We start from the raw sequence: 23035 nt of genomic DNA, 5'->3' as shown, positions 1-23035 counted from the left end.
GCGCGTCATGCTGTTTCGACGGCGGTGCTGTGCATGATGGCGATGCTGCCGAGCGCGCAAGCACAAGCCAATCCTGAAGAGGAGGAGCTGTCCTCGCTGGCTTTTGGCGACCAGCCCACGGTCAGCATCGCCACCGGCAGCGAACAACCCTTGCGGCGCGCGCCAGCTGTGGCCACCGTCATCACCGCGCAAGACATCGCCGCCATGGGCGCCACCGACCTGGACGAGGTGCTGGAGATGGTCCCGGGCATCCATGTGAGCCGCAGCATCCAGGCCTACAGCCCCTTGTACGTCATCCGGGGCATTTCCAGCGACTACAACCCCCAGACCCTGGTGCTGCAGAACGGTGTGCCCATGACCACGCTGTTCATCGGCAACCGGGGCAATGCCTGGTTCGGCTTGCCGCTGGAGAACATCGCCCGCATCGAAGTCATCCGCGGGCCTGGCTCCGCCCTGTACGGTGCGGACGCCTATTCGGGCGTGATCAACATCATCACCAAGACGGCGGCCGACACGCCCGGCACGGAATTCGGCCTGCGTGGCGGCTCCTTCAACACGTGGAACACGTGGGTGCAACACGGTGGCAAGCTCGGTCCGGTGGACGTGGCCGGCTACCTTCGGGTGGGGCACACCGACGGCTTCAAGGAGAAGATCGAGGTCGATAACCAAACCTTGGTGGACCAGGAGTTGGCGAGACTGTTCGGCTACACCCAGCGCGCCAGCCTGGCGCCCGGGCCCGTCAACAATGGCTTCGACGCCCTGGATGGCAGCCTGGACCTGAGCTACCAGCAGTGGCGCTTTCGGGCTGGCTACAAGCTGCGCGACAACGGCCAGACCGGGCCGGGCATTTCTGGCGCGCTGGACCCGGTGGGCCAAGTCAAGAGTGAACGCATCACGGCTGATTTCTCGTGGAATGGCATCCAGATCGCCAAGGATTGGGACCTGGGCCTGGTGGCCAGCTTCCTCCACTACACACAGCAATTTCCGGTCGGCTTGCGGCTTTTCCCGCCCGGGGCTTTCGCCGGCAGCTTTCCCAACGGCGTGATCGGGGCGCCCAACACCTGGGAGCAGCAGATGCGCCTGTCGCTGGTGAGCACCTATTCCGGGTTCAAGAACCACAACCTGCGTTTCGGCATCGGGCACGACGACCTCGATTTGTACCGAACACAAGAGATCAAGAACTTTGTTCTTGGCTTTCCGCCGACCCCCATCACGCCGGGGGCCGATGTGGTCGAGGTCTCGGTGGCGGACTCCTTCATGACGCCGCACCGTCGGCAGGTCGACTACCTGTATGTGCAGGATGAATGGCGTCTGGCTCGGGACTGGGCCTTGACCGGGGGCATCCGGAGTGACCACTACTCCGACTTCGGTGACACCACCAACCCGCGATTGGCCTTGGTCTGGGACGTCAGCCTGGCCTTGACGGCCAAGCTCCTCTACGGCCAGGCCTTCCGCGCGCCGGCGTTCACCGAGCTGTACAGCATCAACAATCCCATCGTGCGCGGCAACACGGCCCTCAAGCCCGAAACCATCGACACCTGGGAAACTGCCTTCGCCTGGCAGGCACGGCCTGACCTGGACGTGAATCTGAGCCTGTTCCGCTACAGCATGAAGGACATCATCCGCGCCACGGCCCAGCCGGATGGCAGCACGCAATTCAACAACGCTGGCGAGCAGAAAGGGCACGGCGCCGAACTCGAGGCCACTTGGCGGGCCACCCGCGCCTTGCGCCTGCAGGGCAACTATGCCTGGCAGCGCTCCATCGACGTCACCAGTCGGCACGATGCCGGCTATGCCCCACGCCACCACCTTTTCGGCCGCGCGGACTGGAGCGTGACCAGCGGCTTGTTGCTAGGCGGGCAGGTCAACCGTGTCGCTGGCCGCAAACGCGCCTTGGGCGACCCCCGTCCGGACATCGGCGACTACACGACCCTGGACCTCAGCTTGCGCACCAACCTGGGCAGCAAGGGCTGGGAGTTTTCAGGTGCCGTCCGCAACGTGTTCGATGCCGACGCGCGTGAACCCACTTTGCCCAGCAACGGAATCCCTGGGGATCTGCCTTTGGCGGGTCGCTCTTTCTACCTGCAGGCCATCTACAGGATGTGACCCGCGGTGAAGCCGGGTCAGAGCAGGCTCATGCCGCCATCGACCACGATTTCCTGGCCCACGATGTAGGACGATTCTGCGCTGGCCAGGAACACGGCCACCTGCGCCACTTCGTCCGATTCGCCAAAGCGCTTGATGGGCGACTTGCGCTGAACCTCTTCCTTGACGGCGGAGAGGGCCTCGTCGGGCATGCCGAACTTGCCCCACATGGGGGTCGTGATCGGGCCAGGGCTGATGGCATTGACGCGGATGCCGCGCCCGATCAACTCCAGGCCCCAGGTCTGCACCAGCGAGCGCAGGGCGGCCTTGCAGGCGGCGTACACGCTGAAATTCGGCGAGCCCATCTGGTTGGTGATGGACGTCGTCACGATCACGCTGGACTGGGTCGACAGCAGCGGCAAAGCCTTCTGGACGGTGAAGAACACGCCCTTGAAGTTCACGGAAGACAAGGCGTCGAAGTTTTCTTCGGAAACGAACTCGAAAGGCGCGGGGCCAGCGATGGCCGCGTTGACCACCAGCACGTCCAGGTGGCCCCAACGCTCTTTGAGCGAGGCCATGGTGGCTTCGATGTCGCTGACCTTGCCTGAGTCGCATTGCAGGGTGAGCACCTCGCCGCCCAAGTTTTCGGCCGCCTGCGTCAAGGCCTCCGCACTGCGTCCGGTGATGGCCACGCGTGCGCCTTGCGCCAGGAACATTTTCGCGGTGGCCAGGCCAATGCCGCTGGTGCCGCCGGTGATCAACGTGGTCTTGCCTGAAAGCTTTTGCATGAGGGTTCCTTGACATCGGGATGGGGCTGCGGGGACCTGAAATGTATCCAAATGTGTTGCCGACAGGTCCACCTCAAGCAAGGGGCTAGACCCTGGTTCTCCCCGACACAAGGGGGTCATTCGCTCCCAAACTGTTGCTTTTGGTAACTCGACGGCAAATTAATGTTGAAGTTGCCTGGGGCAGAGGCTTGTTTGTTGTGCCTTCCCGTCGCCCGGGCGGCAGGTCGGCGGGGAATCCCCTATCATCCAAAGGCCGGTGCCCGTTCATCGGCCCATTTTTTTTGCCATGACCGCCGCCGACCCCTCTCCTGTTTCCACCCCCGTTTCGCCCACCCAATCTCCCGATGTGCTCGTGGAGTTGCGCGGCGTCACGTGCGGTTATGGCGACCGCGTCATCTTGTCGGACCTCAACCTGGTGGTGCCCCGCGGCAAGCTTGTCGCCTTGATGGGCACGTCTGGCGGTGGCAAGACCACCGTGCTGCGCCTCATCGGCCGGCAGCTGTCTCCCATCAAAGGCAAGGTGCTGATCAATGGCGTCGACCTCAACAAGCTCGATGCCGCCGGTTTGATGGCCGCGCGTCGCCGCATGGGCATGCTTTTCCAATTCGGTGCCCTGTTCACCGACCTGTCGGTGTTCGAGAACGTGGCCTTTCCTCTGCGCGAGCACACCCGACTGCCCGAATCCATCATCCGCGACCTGGTGCTGATGAAACTCAACGCCGTGGGCCTGCGTGGCGCGCGCGACTTGATGCCCAGCGAAGTGTCCGGGGGCATGGCCCGCCGCGTGGCCCTGGCCCGCGCCATGGCGCTCGACCCCGAGTTGATGCTCTACGACGAACCTTTTGCCGGCCTGGACCCCATCTCCATGGGGGTGGCCGCGCGCCTGATCCGCGAACTGAACGACACCATGGGACTGACCAGCATCCTGGTCTCGCACGACGTGGAAGAGTCCTTCTCGATCGCCGACCACATCGTGCTGCTGGCCAATGGCCGCATCGCCGCGCAAGGCTCGCCTGCCGAGATGCGCGCCAGCGAAGACCCCTTGGTCAAACAATTCGTGACCGCCGCGCCCGATGGCCCGGTGCGCTTCCACCATCCTGCGGTGGATGCCGGCCAGGACTACGGAGTGCGTGGATGATGAAAGCCTTGTCTCCCGCCAACGTGGGCTACGCCGTGCGCGGCAAGATCGCGGACCTGGGCTACGGCGCGCGCCTGTTCCTGCGCCTGCTGGCCTCCTTCCTGCCCACCTTCAAGCGTGGCCGCCTGCTGGGCGAACAGATCCATTTCCTGGGCAACCACTCGCTGGCCATCATCACCGTGTCGGGCCTGTTCGTGGGCTTCGTGCTGAGCCTGCAGGGCTACTACATCCTGCAGCGCTACGGCTCCAGCGAGGCCCTGGGCATGATGGTGGCGCTGTCGCTGGTGCGCGAACTGGGCCCTGTGGTGGCCGCCTTGCTGTTCGCTGGCCGGGCTGGTACCTCGCTCACCGCGGGCATCGGCCTGATGAAGGCGGGCGAGCAACTGGCCGCCATGGAAATGATGGCCGTCGACCCCATCCAGCGCGTGTTGGCGCCGCGCTTCTGGGCCGGCGTCATCGCCATGCCTTTGCTGGCCGCCGTGTTCTCGGCCGTGGGCATCTTCGGTGGCTGGGTGGTCGGCGTGGTCATGATCGGCGTCGATTCGGGTGCTTTCTGGTCGCAGATGCAGGGCGGCGTCGACGTCTGGTACGACGTGGGCAACGGCCTCGTCAAAAGCGTGGTGTTCGGCTTGACGGTCACCTTTGTCGCCCTGTTGCAGGGTTTTGAATGCCAGCCCACGCCCGAGGGCGTGTCCAGGGCCACCACCCGCACCGTGGTGGTCGCTTCCCTGGCCGTGCTGGCCCTGGATTTTGTACTGACGGCCATGATGTTCTCGGTCTGACCACCGAACACCTGGCCCGGAGAAAACGCAATGCAACGATCGAAATTTGACGTGTGGGTGGGACTGTTCGTGCTCCTGGGCGCGGCGGCCATCCTCTTCCTGGCGCTCAAGGCCGGCAACCTGCTGACCCTGTCGTTCGACCCGACTTACGTGCTCACGGCCCGCTTCGACAACATCGGCGGCCTGAAACCCAAGGCCGCGGTCAAGAGCGCTGGCGTGGTGATCGGCCGCGTGCAGTCCATCAAGTTCGACGACAAGACCTTCCAGGCCACCGTCGAGCTCGCCATGAACAAGGGCGTGAGCTTTCCAAAAGACAGTTCTGCCAAAATCCTCACAGCAGGATTGCTCGGCGAACAGTACATTGGCTTGGAGCCTGGCTATGACCAGACCAACCTGGCACAAGGTGATGCCATCAAGACCACCCAATCGGCCATCGTGCTGGAGAACCTGATCAGTCAGTTCCTGTACAGCAAGGCGGCGGACGGCGGTGGCAACTCGGGAGACAAGAAGTGAATCCACGACCGGTTGATGCCTGGGTCAAAGGCCTGACGGGCACCTTGTTGGTGTCGTCCGCCTTGCTGCAAGGCTGCGCCACGCGCCAGCATCCAGATCCCCTGGAGCCCATGAACCGCAAGGTGTTCTCGTTCAACCAGACGGTGGACGACAACGTGCTCAAACCGGTGGCCACAGGCTACAAGGCGGTCACGCCCCAGCCCGTGCGCACCGCGATCAGCAATTTCGGTGGCAATTTCAAAGACCTGTGGTCGGCCATCAACCTGTTCCTGCAAGGGCACCCGGGCGAAGGGGCCACCCAGATCATGCGGGTCAGCGTCAATTCGACCCTGGGCCTGGCGGGCCTGATCGACATCGCCACGCCCATGCGGCTCGAGCGCAAGAACGAGGACTTTGGCCAGACGCTGGGCGTGTGGGGCGTCAAGCCCGGCGCCTACCTGGTGCTGCCTTTCCTGGGCCCCTCGACGCTGCGCGACGTGGCGAGCCTGCCAGGTGACTTCTATTTCAGCCACCGCCTGGTGATCGACGACTGGGGCGTGGCCAACGGCATCTCGGTGTTGCAGGTGGTCAATGCCCGCGCCGGCTTGCTGGACGTCACCAATTTGCTGGGCGACGTGGCCCTGGACCCCTATTCTTTCGTGCGCGACGCCTATTTGCAGCGCCGCCAGAACCAGATCTACAACGGTGAACCGCCCGAAGAAGAGCAGGAAGACTATGAGAGCGAACCTGCTGCGGGGCCGGCGGCAGCCCCCGCGGCGCCTGAGGCGGCGGCGCCTCAATCCCAGGCCGATTCTCCCGAAAAACTTTCACCCGACATCACTGTGGCGGAGTTGCAAGGTCTACGCGCCGACGAGTTCGTGCGTTAAGACTGCATCACCCTCATCGCTAGGACGACGATCTTGAACATTTCACACACCTTCCCCCTCGCTTTCCTGCGTTCGGCCGCCTTGGTGCTGGCCGTGGCTTCGGTCAGTCCCGCCGTTCTGGCGCAGGCCACCACCGCCGCGCCGGCCGAGGCCCCTGCGAGCGGTCAGACCGCCGACATCTTCGTCAAGAACATCACCGCCGACCTGATCAGCACGGTGCGCGGCGACAAGGCCATCCAGTCTGGCGACCTGCGCAAGGCCATCGCGGTGATTGACACCAAGATCCTGCCTTACGTCAATTTTCAGCGCATGACCGCCTCGGCCGTCGGCCGCAATTGGCGCCAGGCCACGCCTGAGCAGCAAAAACGCCTGCAGGAAGAGTTCCGCACCCTGCTGACCTACACCTACGCAGGCGCCGTGGCCCAGATCAAGGACCAGGTCGTCGAGTTCAAGCCCGTGCGTTCGCGCCCGGAAGACACCGAGGTGATCGTGCGTTCGCTGGTGCGCGGCAAGGGCGATCCGGTGCAGATCGACTACCGCGTCGAAAAAGCCGGCGACAGCTGGAAGGTCTACGACGTCAATGTGCTGGGTGCCTGGCTGGTGGAAACCTACCGCAGCAGCTTCGCGCAAGAGGTGTCGGCCTCGGGCGTCGATGGCCTGATCGCCAAGCTGGCCGAGCGCAACAAGGCGCTGGCCGCCAAGAAGCCGAGCTGATCCCATGTTGATGTTGCCCGCCGTGCTGACCCACGCCCAGGTGGGGGCCACCTTGCGCTTGTTCCGCGAGACGCTGGACCGCGCGGCGGCGGCGGGTTCCGGTGAGGCCGCCATGCTGACCGTCGATGGCTCCACCCTGGAGCAGTTCGATTCCAGTGCCCTGGCGGTCTTGCTGGAATGCCAGCGCATGGCCCGGGCCAAGGGCAGGGCCTTCGCGGTGCAGTCGCTGCCGCGAAAGTTGCAGGAACTGGCGCGCCTGTACGGCGTGGACGGGCTGCTTCAGTCGGTCTGAAACCTCAGCACTCTTCTTCCGCCCACGCGAAGCCATCGCGCGCCACCAGGGCACTCGCCGCTGGCGGGCCCCAGGTGCCCGCCGCGTAGGGCCGCAAGCCATTGGGGTTGCCCGCCCACGCATCCAGGATGGGCTCCACCCAACGCCAGGCTTGCTCCTGTTCGTCCGAGCGCACGAAGAGGTTGAGCCGGCCTGCCAGGGCGTCCAGCAGCATGCGTTCGTAGGCGCCCACGCGGTCGGTCGGGAAGGCCTTGTCGAAATCCAGGTCAAGCGACACGGGCGACAGGGCTTCGTGCTCCGCGCCTGCCGACACGGTGCCCTTGGCCGCGAGCAATTGCAACTCCAGGCCATCTTCCGGTTGCAGCTTGATCACCAGCTTGTTGGCGGCGTTCGGCCCCGGAAAGATCGGGTGCGGCGTGGGCCTGAAATTGACCACGATCTCGGCTTGGCGCTGCGCCAAGCGCTTGCCGGTGCGCAGGTAGAAGGGCACACCCGCCCAGCGCCAGTTCTGGATTTCGCAGCGCAGGGCCACGAAGGTCTCGGTGTGGCTGCTGGGCGGCACCTTGGTTTCCTCGACGTAGCCGATGACAGACTTGCCTTCGACGTTGCCGGCCTTGTACTGGCCCCGCACCACGTCGCGCGCCACCGAGATCGCATCGAAGGGCTTGAGCGAGCGCAGCACCTTGAGTTTTTCGTCGCGGATGGCGTCGGCATGCGCGCTGGACGGCGGTTCCATGGCGATCATGGTCAGCAATTGCAGCGCGTGGTTCTGGATCATGTCGCGCAGGGCACCGGTGCGGTCGTAGAAGTCGCCGCGCGTGCCCACGCCGATGCCTTCGGCCAGCGTGATCTGGATGTTGGCGATGCTCTCGCGGCGCCACAAAGGCTCGAACAACACATTGCCGAAACGCAGCGCCATCAGGTTCTGCACCGAAGGCTTGCCCAGGTAGTGGTCGATGCGCAGCGCTTGTTGTTCCGAGAACACGGAACGCACCACGCGGTTGATCTCCTGGGCACTGGCCAGGTCGTGGCCCAGAGGCTTTTCAAGCACCACGCGCACGCGCTCATGGTTCAGGCCGCAAGCGCCCAATTGCTCGCAGATCGAAGGGAAGAGGTGGGGGCTGGTGGCCAGGTACATGACGACGGTGTCGGCGTTGCGCCCGGCGAGCCATGCCTTGAGGCGCTCGTAGTCGGTGGGGTGCGACAAGTCCATGCGCAGGTAGTGGATCAGCGCGGAGAATCGTGCGAACTCGTCTTCGCTGGGGCGCTTGGCGCTGTCGGCTTCTTGCAGGCGGTCGTTCAACCAGGCGCGGTAGCCCGCGTCGTCGCGGTCGTCGCGGGCCACGGCCAGGATGCGCCCGCCCGCGGGCAGTTTGCCGTGTCGCCAGGCCTGGAACAGCGCCGGCATGAGCTTGCGCCATGTCAGATCGCCCGTGCCACCGAAGAAAACAAGGTCAAAAGACATGGCTCAAAGGGGTGTAAAAAAGGGTTCGCAGCGGTTTGTCATCAAAAAACATTCAAAATCAAGCCCACGATAAAACAATTTGAGAGCAAGAGCTCACTTCATGGCTTCCCAACTCGATCAGCTCAAGCAATTCACCACAGTCGTGGCCGACACCGGCGACTTCAAGCAGTTGTCGCAGTTCACGCCGCAAGATGCCACGACGAACCCGTCGCTCATCCTCAAGGCGGTGCAAAAGCCCGATTACGCGCCCCTGTTGGCCGACACGGTGGCCGCTCACCGGGCCGAGGCCCTGGACGCCATCGTCGACCAGGTGCTGGTGCGTTTCGGCCTTGAAATCTTGAAAGTCGTGCCAGGGCGCGTGTCCACCGAGGTCGACGCCCGCCTGAGCTTCGACACCGAGGGCACCCTGGTCCGTGCGCGCCGCATCATCGGCCTGTACCAGGCCGCCGGCATCGACCGGTCGCGCGTGCTGATCAAGATCGCAGCCACCTGGGAGGGCATCCAGGCCGCGCGCCAACTGGAGCAGGAAGGCATCCACTGCAACCTGACCTTGCTGTTCTCGTTCTGCCAGGCCCAGGCCTGCGGCGACGCCGGTGTGCAACTCATTTCGCCCTTCGTGGGCCGCATCTACGACTGGCACAAGAAGACCGCCGGCAGCGCCTGGGACGAGGCCGCCAACGCGGGCCTGAATGATCCGGGCGTGAAGTCGGTGACGCGCATCCACGCCTATTACAAGCAACAGGGCATCAAGACCGAGGTGATGGGCGCGAGCTTCCGCAACGTGGGCCAGATCCTGGCCCTGGCGGGTTGCGACCTGCTCACCATCAGCCCCGAGCTGCTGGCCCAGCTGCAGGCGGCCGACGCGTCCAGCCAGCCGGTGCAAAGGCAACTGGGCGGCGATGCTGCGGGCCGCGCCGCCTCGGTGCCGCCTTTGTCGGAAGCCGCCTTCCGCTTTGCGCTCAACGACGACGCCATGGGCACCGAGAAGCTGGCCGAAGGGATCCGTGCTTTCGCCGTGGATTCGGCCAAGCTGGACGCGCTCATCGAAGCGCAGCGTTGAACCGTGGCTGGAGCAGTAGGCATGACTTTTCCGCGCTGTGACCAGACCGTGGCCTGGCAGGCCCTGAAGGGGCATTTCGAGGCCCATGGCCGCGACTTGGACCTGCGCACGCTGTTTGCGCAAGACCCGCAACGCGCCGAGCGTTTCGGTTTCGACGCCGCTGGCATCCACGTGGACGCCTCGCGCGCGCACTGGGACGTGGCCACCACCCGCCACCTGCTGGACCTGGCCCGCGAATGCGGCATCGAGGCCCGACGCGATGCCCTGCTCCAGGGCGAGCCCATCAACGAGACCGAAGGGCGCGAGGTGCTGCACACGGCCCTGCGCGCGCCGAGAGGCCAGGCGCCGCACAGCCACCTGGTTCACGAAACGCTGGACCAGATGCTGGCGTACGTGGAAGGCATCCGCGCGACGGCGGGCGGCGCTGCCGGCGGCGACATCCACGATGTCGTCAACATCGGCATCGGCGGCTCCGACCTGGGGCCGCAGATGGTGGTGCCCGCGCTGGACCCGTTCGTCCACCCGCGCCTGAACTTCCATTTCGTCTCCAACGTCGACGGGCACGACCTGGCCGCCGTGCTGCGCAAGGTCAAGCCCGAGCACACGCTGTTCATCATCGCGTCCAAGACCTTCACCACCCAGGAAACCATGGCCAATGCGCAAGCCGCGCGGCAATGGTTCCTGGACCAGGGTGGGCAGGACATCGCCCGGCACTTCGTGGCCACCACCACCAATGTGGAAGCGGCGGCGGCGTTCGGCGTCACCACCACCTTCGGCTTCTGGGATTGGGTGGGCGGCCGTTTCTCGATGTGGTCCTCGATTGGGCTGCCCATCGCGCTGGCCCTGGGCCGCGACCATTTCAAGGCCATGCTGGCGGGCGCCCACGCCATGGACCTGCATTTCGCGGAGGCGCCGCTGGACACCAACTTGCCGGTGTGGCTGGGCCTGCTGGACGTCTGGTACCGCAACTTCAAGGGCTACACCAGCCACTGCATCTCGCCCTACCACCATGGCTTGCGGCGCCTGCCCGCCTACTTGCAGCAACTGCTGATGGAAAGCAATGGCAAAGGGGTAGACCAGGACGGCCGCCCCCTGCCTTATGCCACCAGCGATGTGGTCTGGGGCGAGCCGGGCACCAATGGCCAGCATGCCTTCTTCCAGATGCTGCACCAGGGCACGGACGTCATCCCGCTGGAATTCATCCTGGTGCGCCAAGCCACACACCGCGACGAGGGCAGCTGGTCGCCCGAGTTGCGCGCGTTGATGGCGCAGCAGCACCAGGTCTTGCTGAGCAATGGCCTGGCCCAGGCCCAGGCCTTGATGTGGGGCAAGACCGAGGCCGAAGCCGCGCAGGAAACCGTGCCGACCGCCTCGGCCAGCCTGCCGGTCGATGTGCTGGCGCGCCACCGCACCTTTCTAGGCAACCGGCCCAGCCTGACACTGGTGCTGGACCAGCTCACGCCCGAGTCCCTGGGGGCCCTGGTGGCGCTGTACGAGCACCGCACTTTCGTGAGTGGCGCCTTGTGGGGCATCAACTCTTTCGACCAATGGGGCGTAGAGCTGGGCAAGGCCCTGAGCAAGACCCTGCTGCCGCGCCTGGCTTCGGGCGACGTGGCCGGCCTGGACGCGGCCACGGCGGCCCTCATCGGGCGCCTGCGGTGACGACGGCAGAACTGAGGCGGCGGCAAAAGCCCGCCGGGCTGATCAGACGGTGGTCGCGTCTTCGCTCAGCGCCTTGCGCATTTTCTTCATCGCGGCCACTTCGATCTGACGGATGCGTTCGGCGCTGACGCCGTAGTTCGCCGCCAGGTCGTGCAGGGTCATGCCGCCCGAGCCGTTGTCGTTGACCTTGAGCCAGCGCTCTTCGACGATGCGGCGGCTTCGGTCGTCCAACTGGTTCAGCGCATGCGTGATGCCGTCGCTGGCCAGCCAGTCGCGGTGGTTGGCCTCGATGACGCGGGTGGGCTCACTGGCGTCGTCCGACAGGTAGGCCATGGGGGCGGCAGGGCCCTCGTGGTCATCGTCGGCTGGGGCTTCCAGGGCCACGTCCCCACCGGACATGCGCGTTTCCATCTCGATGACGTCTTCGGGACGGACATCGAGGTCGTGCGCCACGCGCTGGATCTCGGATTCGCTGAAACCCATGCGGCCCACGTGGGCGTCGTCCGCGTCGCCTTTGTACTGGTGCTTGAGCGAACGCAGGTTGAAGAACAGCTTGCGCTGGGCCTTGGTCGTCGCGACCTTGACCATGCGCCAGTTCTTCAAGATGTATTCGTGGATCTCGGCCTTGATCCAGTGCATGGCATAGCTCACCAGGCGCACGCCTTGATCAGGATCGAAGCGCTTGACGGCCTTCATCAGGCCCACATTGCCTTCCTGGATCAGGTCACCCTGGGGCAGGCCGTAGCCCACGTACTGACGCGAGATGGACACCACCAGGCGCAAATGGGACAGCACAAGGCGGCCGGCGGCGTTGACGTCGCCATTGGAACGCAGCTTGCGCGCCAGATCCTGCTCTTCTTCCACCTTGAGCATGGGAATGTCCTGCACGGCGCGAATGTAGGCGTCCAGGTTGCCCAGCGAGGGCACGAGGGTCCAGGGGTCACGGCTGGTCATCAAGGCGGTGGCGGTCATCTTTGGCGTCCTTTCGGAATCATCCTTTGCTGTGAGAAGAAATACTAGCACTCTATTGCTTTGAGTGCTAAACAGTGAAAAGTTCCCCTGGGCTGAACGCGCCCCAGGGAGAGAATTTGCTATCTTCGGGCCATCATGGGCCCGATGGATTGCCGACAAGCGGTCAGGGCCATCCCGGGGCGGGTTTGTGCCTGTCCGAGCCAGGAGTTTGTCCGATGTCCGAAGAACGCATGCTGGAGCACGCGAGACCCGAGTTCGCCAAGGCCAGCGAAGACCTGCAAAAGCTGGGCACCCGCGAGGCCGTGGTGAATTTTTATGCACGGCACGAGGCCAGGCTGGGCACTGCCATGGCCGCATCGACCCAAACGGTGGCCTGCGAGGCGGGTTGCAGCTTTTGCTGCCGGCAGTTCGAGGTGGTGGCCCAGCCGGTCGAGGTGCTCGAAATCCATGCCCACGTGTCCCGGCATTTCAAGCCCGATCAACTGCGCGGGGTGATCCAGCGGGCCACCCAGAACGTGGCGGCCCGAAAAGCCGCGACCGAGCAGGAGCGCCTGACACTGAGGCCAACCTGTCCCTTCCTGGTGGACCACAGTTGTTCCATCTACGCGGTCCGCCCCTCGGTCTGCCGCAATTACCATGCGACGGATAAAGATAATTGTCAGAAGTCCTTCGATGATCCGTTCAGCACCTGGCCAACCAGTTACGTGGAGGAGTTGTTCGACACGGCCATGGGCAGCTCCGCCGGCTTCAAGAACGCCGTGACCGCCCTGGGCCTGGACACCCGCGATTACCACTTGTCGGCGGCCTTCCTGGAGGCCATGCGGGATCCGGCCTGCGCCAAGCGTTTCAAATCCGGGAAGAAGGCCTTTTTGAAGGCGACGGCGCCCGGCTTCAATGGTTGAGCAAGCCTTGTGATGAACGTTGAAATACTGTATAAATGAACAGTATTTCAACCTCGTGCGGCGAAGGCCGTGCCACACCAGCCTTGCCCCATGCACCCCGATGACCGACAGGTGGCGTCCCCCGTCAAAGGGCGGGGCACGGCCACCCGCATCCTCCACCGTTTCCACCGCGAAGACCGCGAGCGGGTGGACGACGGCTGGCCCGCAGACGCTGGCGAGGACGGCGGCCAGGACGCCGCCGTGCGCACCCAGGTCACCCACGAGCAGGCCAAGACCATCCTGAGCCGCAACGATTCGCCCGACCTCCCTTTCACGTGGTCCATCAACCCCTACCGGGGCTGTGAGCACGGCTGCATTTACTGCTATGCCCGCCCCACCCACAGCTACCTGAACCTCTCACCTGGGCTGGATTTTGAAACCAGGCTGGTGGCCAAGGTCAACGCGGCCGATTGCCTGAGGCGCGAACTGGCCAAGGCCAGCTACGAGCCCAGCGCCATCAACCTCGGCTCGGCCACCGACTGCTACCAACCGGTGGAGCGCGAACTGGGCATCACCCGGTCCGTGTTGCAGGTGCTGACGGATTGCGAGCACCCTTTTTCGATCGTGACCAAGTCCAGTGGGGTCGAGCGCGACCTGGACCTGATCGTGCCAGCGGCGGGGCGCCAGCAGGCCTTGGTGCTGGTCAGCATCACCACGCTGGACCCAGCCTTGTGCCGCAAGCTGGAGCCCCGCGCCGCCGCGCCACACCGGCGCCTGCTGACCGTCAAACGCCTGGCCGAGGCTGGCGTGCCGGTGGGGGTGAATGTGGCGCCCATCATCCCTTTCCTGAACGAACCCGAGATCGAGCAGGTGATCGCGGCGGCGGCCGAGGCGGGGGCCGCGTCCATCCACTACACCGTGGTTCGCCTGCCCTGGGAGGTCAACCCGCTGTTCCAGGAATGGCTGGAGCACCACGTGCCCGAACGCGCGGCGCGCATCATGGCGCGCATCCGCGACATGCGCGGCGGCAAGGACTACGACGCCGACTTCGCCCACCGCATGCGGGGCCATGGTCTGTGGGCGGAGCTGATCGCGCAGCGTGTGAACAAGGCGGTTGCGCGGCATGGCCTGTCGCGCCGGCCTTTGGTGGTGCTGGACACCAGCCGTTTCAAACGCCCTGGCGCCGAAGCCGTGCCGCGACAAGGCAGCTTGTTCTGAGACCCCGGCAGGGCGGTTATAAAGGTGCTCCCACCACTTCCAGCTTGAACACGCCATGGGCAGCAATCAAGGCAAAGGGTCCAAATCAGACGAGCGCTTGGGCAAACAGCGTTACGGCGATTTGCTGGAGCCTCTTCAGGTCGAGCTCAACAACCTGGCGCGGTGGGTCCAACACCGCCAGAAGCGGGTGCTGATCCTGTTCGAGGGGCGCGACACGGCGGGCAAAGGCGGGGCCATCAACGCCATCAGCGAGACCCTCAACCCCCGGTCCTGCCACGTGGTCGCCTTGGGCAAGCCCACCGAGGTCGAACAATCACAGTGGTATTTCCAACGCTATGTGCCGCACCTGCCGTCGGGCGGCCAGATCGTGCTGATGGACCGCAGTTGGTACAACCGGGCGGGCGTCGAGAAGGTGATGGGCTACAGCAGCGCGGACCAGGTCAAGCGCTTCCTGAAGCAGGCGCCGGTGTTCGAGAAAATGCTGGTGGACGATGGCATCCTCTTGTTCAAGTACTGGCTCACCGTGGACCAGGCCGAGCAGGAGCAACGTTTGGCCGAGCGCCTGGACGACCCGCTCAAGCGCTGGAAGCTGTCCCCCATCGACCTGGAGGCGCGCCAGAAGTACAAGGCCTATGGCCAGGCCCGCGATGCGATGCTCAAGGCCACGCACACCAAGCATGCGCCCTGGACCCTGGTCGATTTCAACGACCAGCGCCGTGGCCGCCTGACCTTGATCCGGCACCTGCTGGACCACCTGCCCGACTGCCAAGTGCCCGAAGAGGCGTTGGAGTTCCCGCCTTTGGCCGGCAAGCCAGGCAAGGAAGTCTTCGAAGGTCCGGTCAAGCCGATTCCCTTGATCACCACGGACTAGGCAGCGGCCCCAAACAGGATCTGCCCCACCTGGGTGGCATCGTTGGTGGTGCGAACGCGGCCATAGGCGTCCTCGGCCTCCGGGTAGTGGCGGCGCAGGAAATTCAGCCATTGCTTGAGCCGGCCCGCGCGGTGGCGGGGTTCGACGCGGGGCTGGATCAATTGCCAAAACACCGCGATCAGGGGCATCAGTTCCGACCAGGCGATGCCAGGATGGCCTGGTGTCGCAAGGCTGAGCGCCAGTCCAGGATTGACCACCATGCCCCGGCCAAGCATGAGGTCGTGGCAACCCGAGGCTTCGCGGCAGCGCCGGGCATCGTCCACGTTCCAGATCTCGCCATTGGCGACCACGGGGATGTTCACGGCCTCGCGGATGTCGGCGACCCGCTCCCAGTAGGCCGGGGGACGGTAGGCGTCGGCGCGGGTGCGGGCGTGCACGACCAGCTCTTGCGCACCGCCGCTGGCCAGGGCCTGTGCGCATTCCACGGCCAGTGAGTCGTCGAGGTAGCCCAGGCGCATCTTGGCCGACACCGGCATGTCGGTGGGCACGGCGCGGCGCACGGCCGACACGATGGCGTGCAGCAGTTCGGGGTCGATCAACAGGGCCGCGCCGCCGCCATGCCGGTTGACGACCTTGGCGGGGCAGCCGAAGTTCAGGTCGATGCCGGCCGGGCCCAGCGTGGCCAGTCTGGCGGCGTTGTCGGCCAGGCAGGCAGGGTCGGATCCCAGCAACTGGGCGCGCACGGGCACACCGGCGTGCGTGCGGCCGCCGTTGAGCAGTTCCGGCACGATGCGCGTGAACACGCGTTCGGGCAGCAACTGGTCGGTGATGCGGATGAACTCCGACACGCAACGATCGATGCCGCCGACGCGGGTCAGGATGTCGCGCAGCGGGAAGTCCAGCAGGCCTTCCATGGGCGCGAGCAAGATGGTCATGGGGCCGTAGTGTACGGACCCCTTGGCGGGATCACTGAGTGTCCAGCAATTGCTCGCGCAGCTCCCGCGGTGCCTGCTTGCCCATCACCGGCCGAAGGGACACGTCCCACAGCAACTGGTTGTCGTGGGCGGGCCCCATGGAGTGGCCATTGAGCGTGGACACGATGCCCTGGCCGGGGACCCAGTCGATGACCACGGCATCGCCTTTGTGCAGCATGTCGATCGTGGCGTAGCCGTCGGCGATCAGCTCGACCTCGGCGCTCAGGGCATTGGCTTCAACCTCGGTGGCGTTGGCGGCGAAGTCGGTCAGGAACTGGCGCGCGATCAGGAAGCCCTTGACGTCGCGGAGCATGACCAAGTGCACGCGCTTAGGCCCCGACAGCTTCACGACCTCGTCCAGCGTGTGGCGTTTTTCGATCAGGTAAAGGGCCAAGGTGTTGGTCTTGAAAAAGCCGCGTTTCTGGATGGACGCCCCATTGAGCACCAGCTTGGTCCCTGCCACCGTGGCGCTGTCGTCAATGGGCACGCCTTCCAGTTCGTGTGGGGGCTCGGCCGTGGCCATGGCGCTGGCCACGGCCAGGCAGCATGCCAGGCCCCAGCGTTGCCAGGAGGGAGGGTGTTTCATGAGGCTCATCATGGCAGTGTCGCGGTTTCGTGTAACGGCGGTTTTTCCCTCTTCAGTTTCAGGATAAACGACCGATACCCCCTGAGTGACATCACTCCCGGGCCTTTTCAATGACGACCACCGATCTGGCGCCGACGCGCACCTCTGCCATTCAGCGAGAGATCGACCAGGCCAGGGTGAAGGGGCCGTTGCAGCACATCATCATCCCGCCCTGTCCGGAATTGTTGAGCCGTCTGCAGCAGGCCATGGCGCTTCACGAACCTGATCTGAACGAAGTGGCGCGCATCGCGTCCAGCGACGTGGCGATGTCGGCCACGCTGCTCAAGGCGGCGAACGGACCCTTGTATGCCAGCGGCCAGCCCGTCCAGACCATCGGGCAGGCCATGAACCGCCTGGGTTTGAACGACACTGCGGCGATCATGACCGGCTTCCTGGCCCAGAACGCCATCCGCATTTCCAGCCAGCACTTGAAGGGTTTCTGGGAGCGCGCCACGCAGCGTGCCCTGGCCATGGCCTTCATCGCCAAGCGCTTGCCGGGGATGTCACCCGACCTGGCCTACACCTATGGGCTGTTCTGCCACGTGGGCCTGCCGGTGATGATGCAAAGCGTGAAGGGCTACGTGGGCACCATGGTGGAAGCCCAGGCCCGCGTCGATCGCTCTTATGTGGCCACCGAGAACGCCAACCACCGCACGGACCACGCTGTGGTGGGCGCGCTGGTGGCCCGGGTGTGGCGCCTGTCGCCCGTCCTGATGGCCGCGATCCGGCAGCACCACGATCTGTCAGCGCTGGGCGACCGCTTCACGGAACCCGAGGTGCACACCCTGGTCGCCGCCGGTTTGCTGGCCGACCACTTGCTGCGACTGCAAGAGGGCTTGCCCCCGGAGAAGGAGTGGACGGCCTACGGCGCCAAGGCGCTGGAGTGGCTGCAGGTCTCGGCGGACGAACTCGACGTCTGGGAAGACGAGGTCATGGAGACGCTGGAACTGGGCTGAAAACGCTCAGCCGATGGCCCGCTTCAGGCGGATCGTTTCGATTTTCACGCCGCCCACGTCCACCGTCTGGGCGGTGTTCAGCTCGCGTTTGAAGCCCGCTTTTTCGTGGAACGCCAGGGCGCGTTCATTGCGCAGGGGCAGCCACAGCGAAACGTGGGTGCAGCCTTCGTCTTCCAGGCCGTCCCGGGCGCCATCCCACAGCGCCAGGCCGGCGCCGGTGGACCACAGCGCGGGGTTGACGTAGATCTGCCAGATCTCGCCCATCGTGGAGGGGGTCTTGGGATCGCGCGAGCGGTCGTAACCGACGAAGCCGACCACTTGTTCACCCTCGAACGCCACCAGGATCTGCGGCTCGCCCATCTCGATGGCCTCGCGCCAATAGCCCTGGCGCTTGCTGGCAAAGAGCGTGCTCAGCAGTTCGTCGGGCACCAGATCCTTGTAGGAAGCCTGCACGGCGGCGGCGTAGATGTCGGCAATGGCCATGGCATCGCGGGGAATGGCGGGGCGAACCTGATATCGGGACATGACAGATTTTGTGTTGTTGAGCGGAGGAGTTCTGGAGCGAGATTGTCGTCGCATCCGGGCGGCGCACAATGCGGACCATGAAAATCCCCAAAAGACTGGAACCGCTGATTGAAGATGGCTTGATCGATGGGGTGGTCCGCCAATTGATGAGTGGCAAGGAGGCCATGGTCTTCGTGGTGCGCTGCGGCGACGACATCCGCTGCGCCAAGGTCTACAAGGAGGCCAACAAGCGCAGCTTTCGGCAGGCGGTGGATTACACCGAGAACCGCCGCACCAAGAACAGCCGGCAGGCGCGCGCCATGGCCAAAGGTACCCGCTACGGGCGCCAGGCGCAAGAGGAAGCCTGGCAGAACGCCGAGGTCGACGCCCTCTACAGGCTGGCCGCCGCCGGTGTGCGCGTGCCCAAGCCTTACAACTTCCACGAAGGGGTGTTGTTGATGGAATTGGTGGCCGGCCCGGATGGCGATGCCGCACCACGCCTGAACGACCTCGCTTTCACGCCCGAACTGGCCCGCGACTACCACCAGACCCTGGTGAAGGAAGTGGTGCGCATGCTGTGTGCTGGCGTGGTCCACGGTGACTTGTCGGAATTCAACATCCTGGTGGCCGCCGATGGCCCGGTCATCATCGACCTGCCGCAAGCGGTGGACGCCGCTGGCAACAACCACGCGCCAGGCATGCTGGAGCGCGACGTGGCCAATCTGCGCCACTACTTCGGGCAATACGCGCCCGAACTGTTGACCACCGATTACGGCCGCGAAATATGGGCCTTGTACGAAGCCGGCGCCTTGCACCCCGAGGTGGAGCTCACAGGCCACTTCGCCAGAAGTGAAAAAGCCGTCGACCTCGGCGCGGTGATGCGCGAGATCGACGACGCGAAAGCAGAAGAAGCCGCCCGCAGGCTGCGGCTTCAGACCCCACCTCAGTAAGGGCAGTTGTCCTTGTAGGTCGAGATCAGCGTGCCGCCCAGCTCGGCCTGGGGGGCGCCGCACAAGAAGGGGCTGGAGCGGGTGTCGCCGTCCACGAAGCGAACCGCGTTAAATGTGTCGCCAATCAACTGGCGCGCAAGCTGTCGTGCAGGGCCACGAAATCCTGGGTCAGCTTGTGGCGCGGGTCCAGGTGGATCATGGGCGTGGTCTGCTGGTGCGATTCGCGGATGCGCACCGAGGCGCTCAGGTAGGGCTGCAGCACGGGCAGGCCTTCGTCGATCAGCTCTTGCACCAGCTTCTGCGGCAGGTTGGCGCGCGGCTGGAATTGGTTCACCACGATGCCATCGACCTTCAGGTCGGCGTTGTGGTCGGCCTGGATTTCCTTCACGTTGTCGAGCAGGGCGTACAGGGCGCGGCGTGAGAAGTCATCGCAGTCGAAGGGGATCAAGCAGCCTTGCGCGGCGATCAGGGCCGAGCGCGTGTAGAAGTTCAGCGCGGGTGGGGTGTCGATGTAGACGCGGTCGTAGGCTTCGTCCAGCTCGGCCAGGGCATCGCGCAACTTGTAGATCTTGTGGCGCGATTCGAGCTTGCTTTGCAGCTCTTCCAGCTCGGGGCTGGAGCACATCAGGTCGAGGTGGTCCCACTGGGTGGCCACGACGAAATCGGCCGTGCTCTTGGGGCGGGCGCTGAACTTCAGGGTCTGGTCAAAGAACTCGGCCAGGTTGGGGGTGTCTTCCAGCGTTTCGCCCAACAGGTAATGCGTGGAGTTGCCCTGCGGGTCCAGGTCGACCACCAGGGTGCGCAGGCCTTGCTGCGCGCTGATGGCGGCCAGGTTGCAGGTGATGGTGGATTTGCCGACACCACCTTTTTGGTTGAACACGACGTAGCGCATGGTCCGGACCCTGTTGCTGGATTGAACTCGCATTGTGCACTGCACCAATGGCGGCTTGGCGATGTCGGTCAACGCGATTGGCGTGGCGGGGCAAGCCTGGCTGTCAGCAATCGCCGATGATGAAGGCTTCTTCACCCTTCTGGATTCGCACCATGGCCGCTGGCAAAAAAGGTTTGCAACTGAGTTTGATCATCCACGCCGTGGTCTACGTCTTCGTGCTGTCGGGCCTGTGGTACATCGCTCAAACCGCGACGGCCGATCGCCCGGGGTGGGTTGGCATCGTGGCCTGGGGTTGGGGGATGGGCCTGGCCGCGCATGCCGCCGTGTGGCTGATGTTCGGGCGCGGACGTTCCCGCGTGGAACCACGCCGCTGAAGATTTTGCGGGACGGGCGGGCTTGGCGTCGCCCTTGGCGCTGTTCAGCGCGGTTTCTTGCGCCCGAAAGCCGACTTGGCGGCGGCGGCCGGCCGTGAGCCGTTGTCGCGCGGCGGCAAGCCCGTGTGCTGCGTCAGGATGCGGCCCTTGGTCACGCTCGAAGTCTTGACGACGCCCGTGGGCGTGGAGTTCTTGCGGCGCGCGGTCTGGTAGCTGCCGTCCGTCACCGGCTGGTAGGTCGGGATCAGGTGGTGCTTGCCATTGCCGATCAAATCGGCGCGGCCCATGTCCTTCAGGGCCTCGCGCAGCAAGGGCCAGTTGTTGGCATCGTGGTAGCGCAGGAAGGCCTTGTGGAGGCGACGGCGGCGGTCACCGCGCACGATGTCGACCGATTCACTGTCGCGCGTGACCTTGCGCAGCGGGTTCTTGCCAGTGTGGTACATCGCCGTGGCCGTGGCCATGGGCGAGGGGTAGAACGTTTGTACCTGGTCGGCCTTGAAGCCATTGCGCTTGAGCCAGATGGCCAGGTTCATCATGTCTTCGTCGCTGGTGCCGGGGTGGGCGGCGATGAAGTAGGGGATGAGGTACTGCTTCTTGCCGGCCTCTTCGCTGAACTTCTCGAACAGCTGCTTGAAGCGGTCGTAGCTGCCGATGCCCGGCTTCATCATCTTGGTGAGCGGGCCTTGCTCGGTGTGCTCGGGTGCGATCTTGAGGTAGCCGCCCACGTGGTGGGTGACCAGCTCCTTCACGTATTCCGGCGACTTGATGGCCAGGTCGTAGCGCAGGCCCGAGCTGATCAGGATCTTCTTGACGCCCTTCAAGGCCCGCGCGCGGCGGTACATCTTGATGAGCGGGCCATGGTCGGTGTTCAGGTTGGGGCAGACATCGGGGTAGACGCACGAGGGCTTGCGGCAGGCGGCCTCGATCTCGGGCGACTTGCAGCCGATGCGGTACATGTTGGCCGTGGGGCCGCCCAGGTCGGAGATGACGCCGGTGAAACCCTTCACGCTGTCGCGGATGGCTTCGATTTCCTTGATGACCGAGTCTTCACTGCGGCTCTGGATGATGCGGCCTTCGTGCTCGGTGATGGAGCAGAAGGTGCATCCGCCGAAGCAGCCGCGCATGATGTTCACGCTGAAGCGGATCATCTCCCAGGCGGGGATCTTGGTGGCGCCGTCGTGGCCGCCCTTTTCATCGGCGTAGGCCGGGTGGGGCGAGCGCGCGTAGGGCAGGTCGAAGGTGAAGTCCATCTCGGCCGTGGTCAGCGGGATGGGTGGCGGGTTGATCCACACGTCGCGGTGGCCGTGGGCCTGCACCAGGGCGCGTGCGTTGCCGGGGTTGGTTTCCAGGTGCAGCACGCGGTTGGCGTGGGCGTAGAGCACCGAGTCGCTCTTGACCTGCTCGTACGAGGGCAGGCGGATCACGGTGCGGTCGCGCGGCGGCATCATGATCTTGCCCTTGGGCTTGACCGCGGCCAGCGGGCTGCGCACGAAGTTGATGGGCTTGACGCCGCTGCCCAGGGCGGCGGCCATGGCGTTGTTGCTGTCGGCTTTGCCGTCGACGAGGGCCAAGGTGGGCGAGGGCGGGCCATCGGCTTTGGCGGCGTCTTCCTTGGCGCAGGTGCTGCCTTGGGCTTCGGCTTGTTCCGACGTGGTCTGGTACGGATTGATGTGCTCATCGACGCGGCCGGGCATGTCGACTTCGCTCGAATCCAGCTCGAACCAGCCGGCGGCCGTGGGGTCGTTGGTGCGGCGCATGAAGGCGGTGCCGCGCACGTCGGTGATCTGCTCGATGGGTTCGCGGGCGGCCAGGCGGTGGGCGATCTCGACGATGGCGCGCTCTGCGTTGCCGTAGAGCAGCAGGTCGGCCTTGGCGTCGGCCAGGATGGAGCGGCGGACTTTGTCCTGCCAGTAGTCGTAGTGCGCGATGCGGCGCAGCGAGCCTTCGATGCCGCCCATGATGATGGGCACGTCGTTGTAGGCTTCCTTGCAGCGCTGCGCGTAGACCAGCGAGGCGCGGTCGGGGCGGCTGCCGCCTTGGCCGCCGGGGGTGTAGACGTCGTCGCTGCGGATCTTGCGGTCGGCCGTGTAGCGGTTGATCATCGAGTCCATGTTCCCGGCCGTGACGCCATAGAACAGGTTGGGCTTGCCCAGCACCTTGAACGGATCGGCGCTTTGCCAGTCGGGCTGCGCGATGATGCCGACACGGAAACCTTGCGCTTCGAGCATGCGGCCGATCACGGCCATGCCGAAGCTGGGGTGGTCCACATACGCGTCGCCTGTCACGATGATGATGTCGCAACTGTCCCAGCCCAGCGCCGTCATCTCGTCCCGGCTCATGGGCAAGTACTTGGCCGTGCCAAAGCGCTTGGCCCAGTACGGACGGTAGCCGTTCAGGGTCTTTTCAGCTTTGGGGATGGTGATCGGCGAGGCGGTGGCAGACATGTCGGGGAG

23 protein-coding genes are annotated in these 23035 nt (G+C 64.9%); 15 read left to right on the top strand and 8 right to left on the bottom strand.

Annotation, left to right across the window (positions count from 1 at the left end; genetic code table 11):
• The first annotated feature begins 33 nt into the window (after positions 1 to 33).
• Positions 34 to 2106, top strand: coding sequence for a TonB-dependent receptor plug domain-containing protein (locus tag ACREB4_RS17450; RefSeq protein WP_431589513.1), 2073 nt, complete (start codon positions 34 to 36; stop codon positions 2104 to 2106).
• A 17-nt stretch (positions 2107 to 2123) separates the two neighbouring features.
• On the opposite strand, the gene ACREB4_RS17445 is transcribed toward ACREB4_RS17450, so the two are convergent.
• Positions 2124 to 2993, bottom strand: a complete 870-nt coding sequence (locus ACREB4_RS17445) for an SDR family oxidoreductase (RefSeq protein ID WP_431589512.1) — start codon at positions 2991 to 2993, stop codon at positions 2124 to 2126.
• Positions 2994 to 3159: 166 nt separating this feature from the next.
• Here ACREB4_RS17445 and ACREB4_RS17440 point away from each other — a divergent pair, with 166 nt between their 5' ends.
• From ACREB4_RS17440 to ACREB4_RS17415, 6 genes are read left to right on the top strand one after another with little or no spacing between them, the layout of a single operon-like run.
• Positions 3160 to 4011 (top strand): ABC transporter ATP-binding protein, encoded by an 852-nt coding sequence (locus tag ACREB4_RS17440; protein ID WP_431589511.1) that lies wholly within the window; start codon positions 3160 to 3162, stop codon positions 4009 to 4011.
• Positions 4008 to 4793 (top strand): lipid asymmetry maintenance ABC transporter permease subunit MlaE, encoded by a 786-nt coding sequence (mlaE, locus tag ACREB4_RS17435; protein ID WP_431589510.1) that lies wholly within the window; start codon positions 4008 to 4010, stop codon positions 4791 to 4793. Before ACREB4_RS17440 ends, mlaE begins: the two co-directional genes overlap by 4 nt.
• Positions 4794 to 4823: 30 nt before the next feature.
• Positions 4824 to 5306: an outer membrane lipid asymmetry maintenance protein MlaD gene (mlaD, locus tag ACREB4_RS17430; protein ID WP_431589509.1), complete on the top strand. Its 483-nt coding sequence runs from the start codon at positions 4824 to 4826 to the stop codon at positions 5304 to 5306.
• On the top strand, positions 5303 to 6172 hold the full coding sequence (locus ACREB4_RS17425; RefSeq protein WP_431589508.1) for an MlaA family lipoprotein: 870 nt from the start codon (positions 5303 to 5305) through the stop codon (positions 6170 to 6172). Before mlaD ends, ACREB4_RS17425 begins: the two co-directional genes overlap by 4 nt.
• Positions 6173 to 6205: 33 nt before the next feature.
• A complete protein-coding gene (locus ACREB4_RS17420; protein ID WP_431589507.1) occupies positions 6206 to 6886 on the top strand; it encodes an MlaC/ttg2D family ABC transporter substrate-binding protein in 681 nt (226 codons plus the stop codon).
• 4 nt (positions 6887 to 6890) lie between these two features.
• Complete coding sequence (locus ACREB4_RS17415) at positions 6891 to 7178, top strand: STAS domain-containing protein (RefSeq protein ID WP_230178972.1); 288 nt, start codon at positions 6891 to 6893, stop codon at positions 7176 to 7178.
• Positions 7179 to 7182: 4 nt separating this feature from the next.
• Here the strand turns inward: ACREB4_RS17415 and zwf are convergent, their stop codons facing one another.
• Positions 7183 to 8643: a glucose-6-phosphate dehydrogenase gene (gene zwf / locus ACREB4_RS17410; RefSeq protein WP_431589506.1), complete on the bottom strand. Its 1461-nt coding sequence runs from the start codon at positions 8641 to 8643 to the stop codon at positions 7183 to 7185.
• Positions 8644 to 8743: 100 nt separating this feature from the next.
• Between zwf and tal the strand changes: the two genes are divergently transcribed.
• Both tal and pgi read left to right on the top strand, forming a co-directional pair.
• Entirely contained in the window at positions 8744 to 9703 is a 960-nt protein-coding gene (gene tal, locus ACREB4_RS17405; protein ID WP_431589505.1) for a transaldolase, read from the top strand.
• A gap of 21 nt (positions 9704 to 9724) precedes the next feature.
• Positions 9725 to 11365: a glucose-6-phosphate isomerase gene (gene pgi, locus ACREB4_RS17400; protein ID WP_431589504.1), complete on the top strand. Its 1641-nt coding sequence runs from the start codon at positions 9725 to 9727 to the stop codon at positions 11363 to 11365.
• Between the two features lie 42 nt (positions 11366 to 11407).
• On the opposite strand, the gene rpoH is transcribed toward pgi, so the two are convergent.
• Positions 11408 to 12337 (bottom strand): RNA polymerase sigma factor RpoH, encoded by a 930-nt coding sequence (rpoH, locus tag ACREB4_RS17395; protein ID WP_431589503.1) that lies wholly within the window; start codon positions 12335 to 12337, stop codon positions 11408 to 11410.
• A gap of 215 nt (positions 12338 to 12552) precedes the next feature.
• Between rpoH and ACREB4_RS17390 the strand changes: the two genes are divergently transcribed.
• The 3 genes from ACREB4_RS17390 (at position 12553) to ppk2 (ending at position 15307) form a co-directional block, all read left to right on the top strand.
• Positions 12553 to 13239: a YkgJ family cysteine cluster protein gene (locus ACREB4_RS17390; protein ID WP_431589502.1), complete on the top strand. Its 687-nt coding sequence runs from the start codon at positions 12553 to 12555 to the stop codon at positions 13237 to 13239.
• A gap of 90 nt (positions 13240 to 13329) precedes the next feature.
• A complete protein-coding gene (locus tag ACREB4_RS17385) occupies positions 13330 to 14436 on the top strand; it encodes a PA0069 family radical SAM protein (RefSeq protein WP_431589501.1) in 1107 nt (368 codons plus the stop codon).
• A 55-nt stretch (positions 14437 to 14491) separates the two neighbouring features.
• On the top strand, positions 14492 to 15307 hold the full coding sequence (gene ppk2, locus ACREB4_RS17380) for a polyphosphate kinase 2 (protein WP_431589500.1): 816 nt from the start codon (positions 14492 to 14494) through the stop codon (positions 15305 to 15307).
• On the opposite strand, the gene ACREB4_RS17375 is transcribed toward ppk2, so the two are convergent.
• Both ACREB4_RS17375 and ACREB4_RS17370 read right to left on the bottom strand, forming a co-directional pair.
• Positions 15304 to 16242 (bottom strand): tRNA dihydrouridine synthase, encoded by a 939-nt coding sequence (locus ACREB4_RS17375; RefSeq protein WP_431589499.1) that lies wholly within the window; start codon positions 16240 to 16242, stop codon positions 15304 to 15306. The genes ppk2 and ACREB4_RS17375 overlap by 4 nt on opposite strands.
• A 31-nt stretch (positions 16243 to 16273) precedes the next feature.
• Positions 16274 to 16867 carry a chalcone isomerase family protein gene (locus ACREB4_RS17370; RefSeq protein WP_431589498.1) on the bottom strand — a complete coding sequence of 198 codons (594 nt, stop codon included), beginning with the start codon at positions 16865 to 16867 and terminating at the stop codon, positions 16274 to 16276.
• Between the two features lie 110 nt (positions 16868 to 16977).
• Here ACREB4_RS17370 and ACREB4_RS17365 point away from each other — a divergent pair, with 110 nt between their 5' ends.
• A complete protein-coding gene (locus ACREB4_RS17365) occupies positions 16978 to 17862 on the top strand; it encodes an HDOD domain-containing protein (protein ID WP_431589497.1) in 885 nt (294 codons plus the stop codon).
• Between the two features lie 6 nt (positions 17863 to 17868).
• On the opposite strand, the gene ACREB4_RS17360 is transcribed toward ACREB4_RS17365, so the two are convergent.
• Positions 17869 to 18387, bottom strand: a complete 519-nt coding sequence (locus ACREB4_RS17360; protein WP_431589496.1) for an N-acetyltransferase family protein — start codon at positions 18385 to 18387, stop codon at positions 17869 to 17871.
• A 77-nt stretch (positions 18388 to 18464) separates the two neighbouring features.
• On the opposite strand from ACREB4_RS17360, the gene ACREB4_RS17355 reads away from it, so the two are divergent.
• On the top strand, positions 18465 to 19316 hold the full coding sequence (locus ACREB4_RS17355) for a PA4780 family RIO1-like protein kinase (RefSeq protein WP_431589495.1): 852 nt from the start codon (positions 18465 to 18467) through the stop codon (positions 19314 to 19316).
• A gap of 124 nt (positions 19317 to 19440) precedes the next feature.
• Here ACREB4_RS17355 and ACREB4_RS17350 read toward each other — a convergent pair whose 3' ends face one another.
• Positions 19441 to 20208, bottom strand: coding sequence for a ParA family protein (locus ACREB4_RS17350; protein WP_431589494.1), 768 nt, complete (start codon positions 20206 to 20208; stop codon positions 19441 to 19443).
• Between the two features lie 152 nt (positions 20209 to 20360).
• On the opposite strand from ACREB4_RS17350, the gene ACREB4_RS17345 reads away from it, so the two are divergent.
• On the top strand, positions 20361 to 20582 hold the full coding sequence (locus ACREB4_RS17345; RefSeq protein ID WP_431589493.1) for a 2TM domain-containing protein: 222 nt from the start codon (positions 20361 to 20363) through the stop codon (positions 20580 to 20582).
• 44 nt (positions 20583 to 20626) lie between these two features.
• Here ACREB4_RS17345 and ACREB4_RS17340 read toward each other — a convergent pair whose 3' ends face one another.
• Positions 20627 to 23026, bottom strand: coding sequence for a YgiQ family radical SAM protein (locus ACREB4_RS17340; protein WP_431589492.1), 2400 nt, complete (start codon positions 23024 to 23026; stop codon positions 20627 to 20629).
• Positions 23027 to 23035 lie beyond the last annotated feature (9 nt).

Origin of the sequence: Aquabacterium sp. (assembly GCF_050725395.1) — a bacterium.
In the GTDB taxonomy this organism is placed as follows: domain Bacteria; phylum Pseudomonadota; class Gammaproteobacteria; order Burkholderiales; family Burkholderiaceae_C; genus Aquabacterium.
The sequence above is the reverse complement of the archived record's forward strand: the minus strand, read 5'-3'. Positions and strand labels throughout refer to the sequence as shown.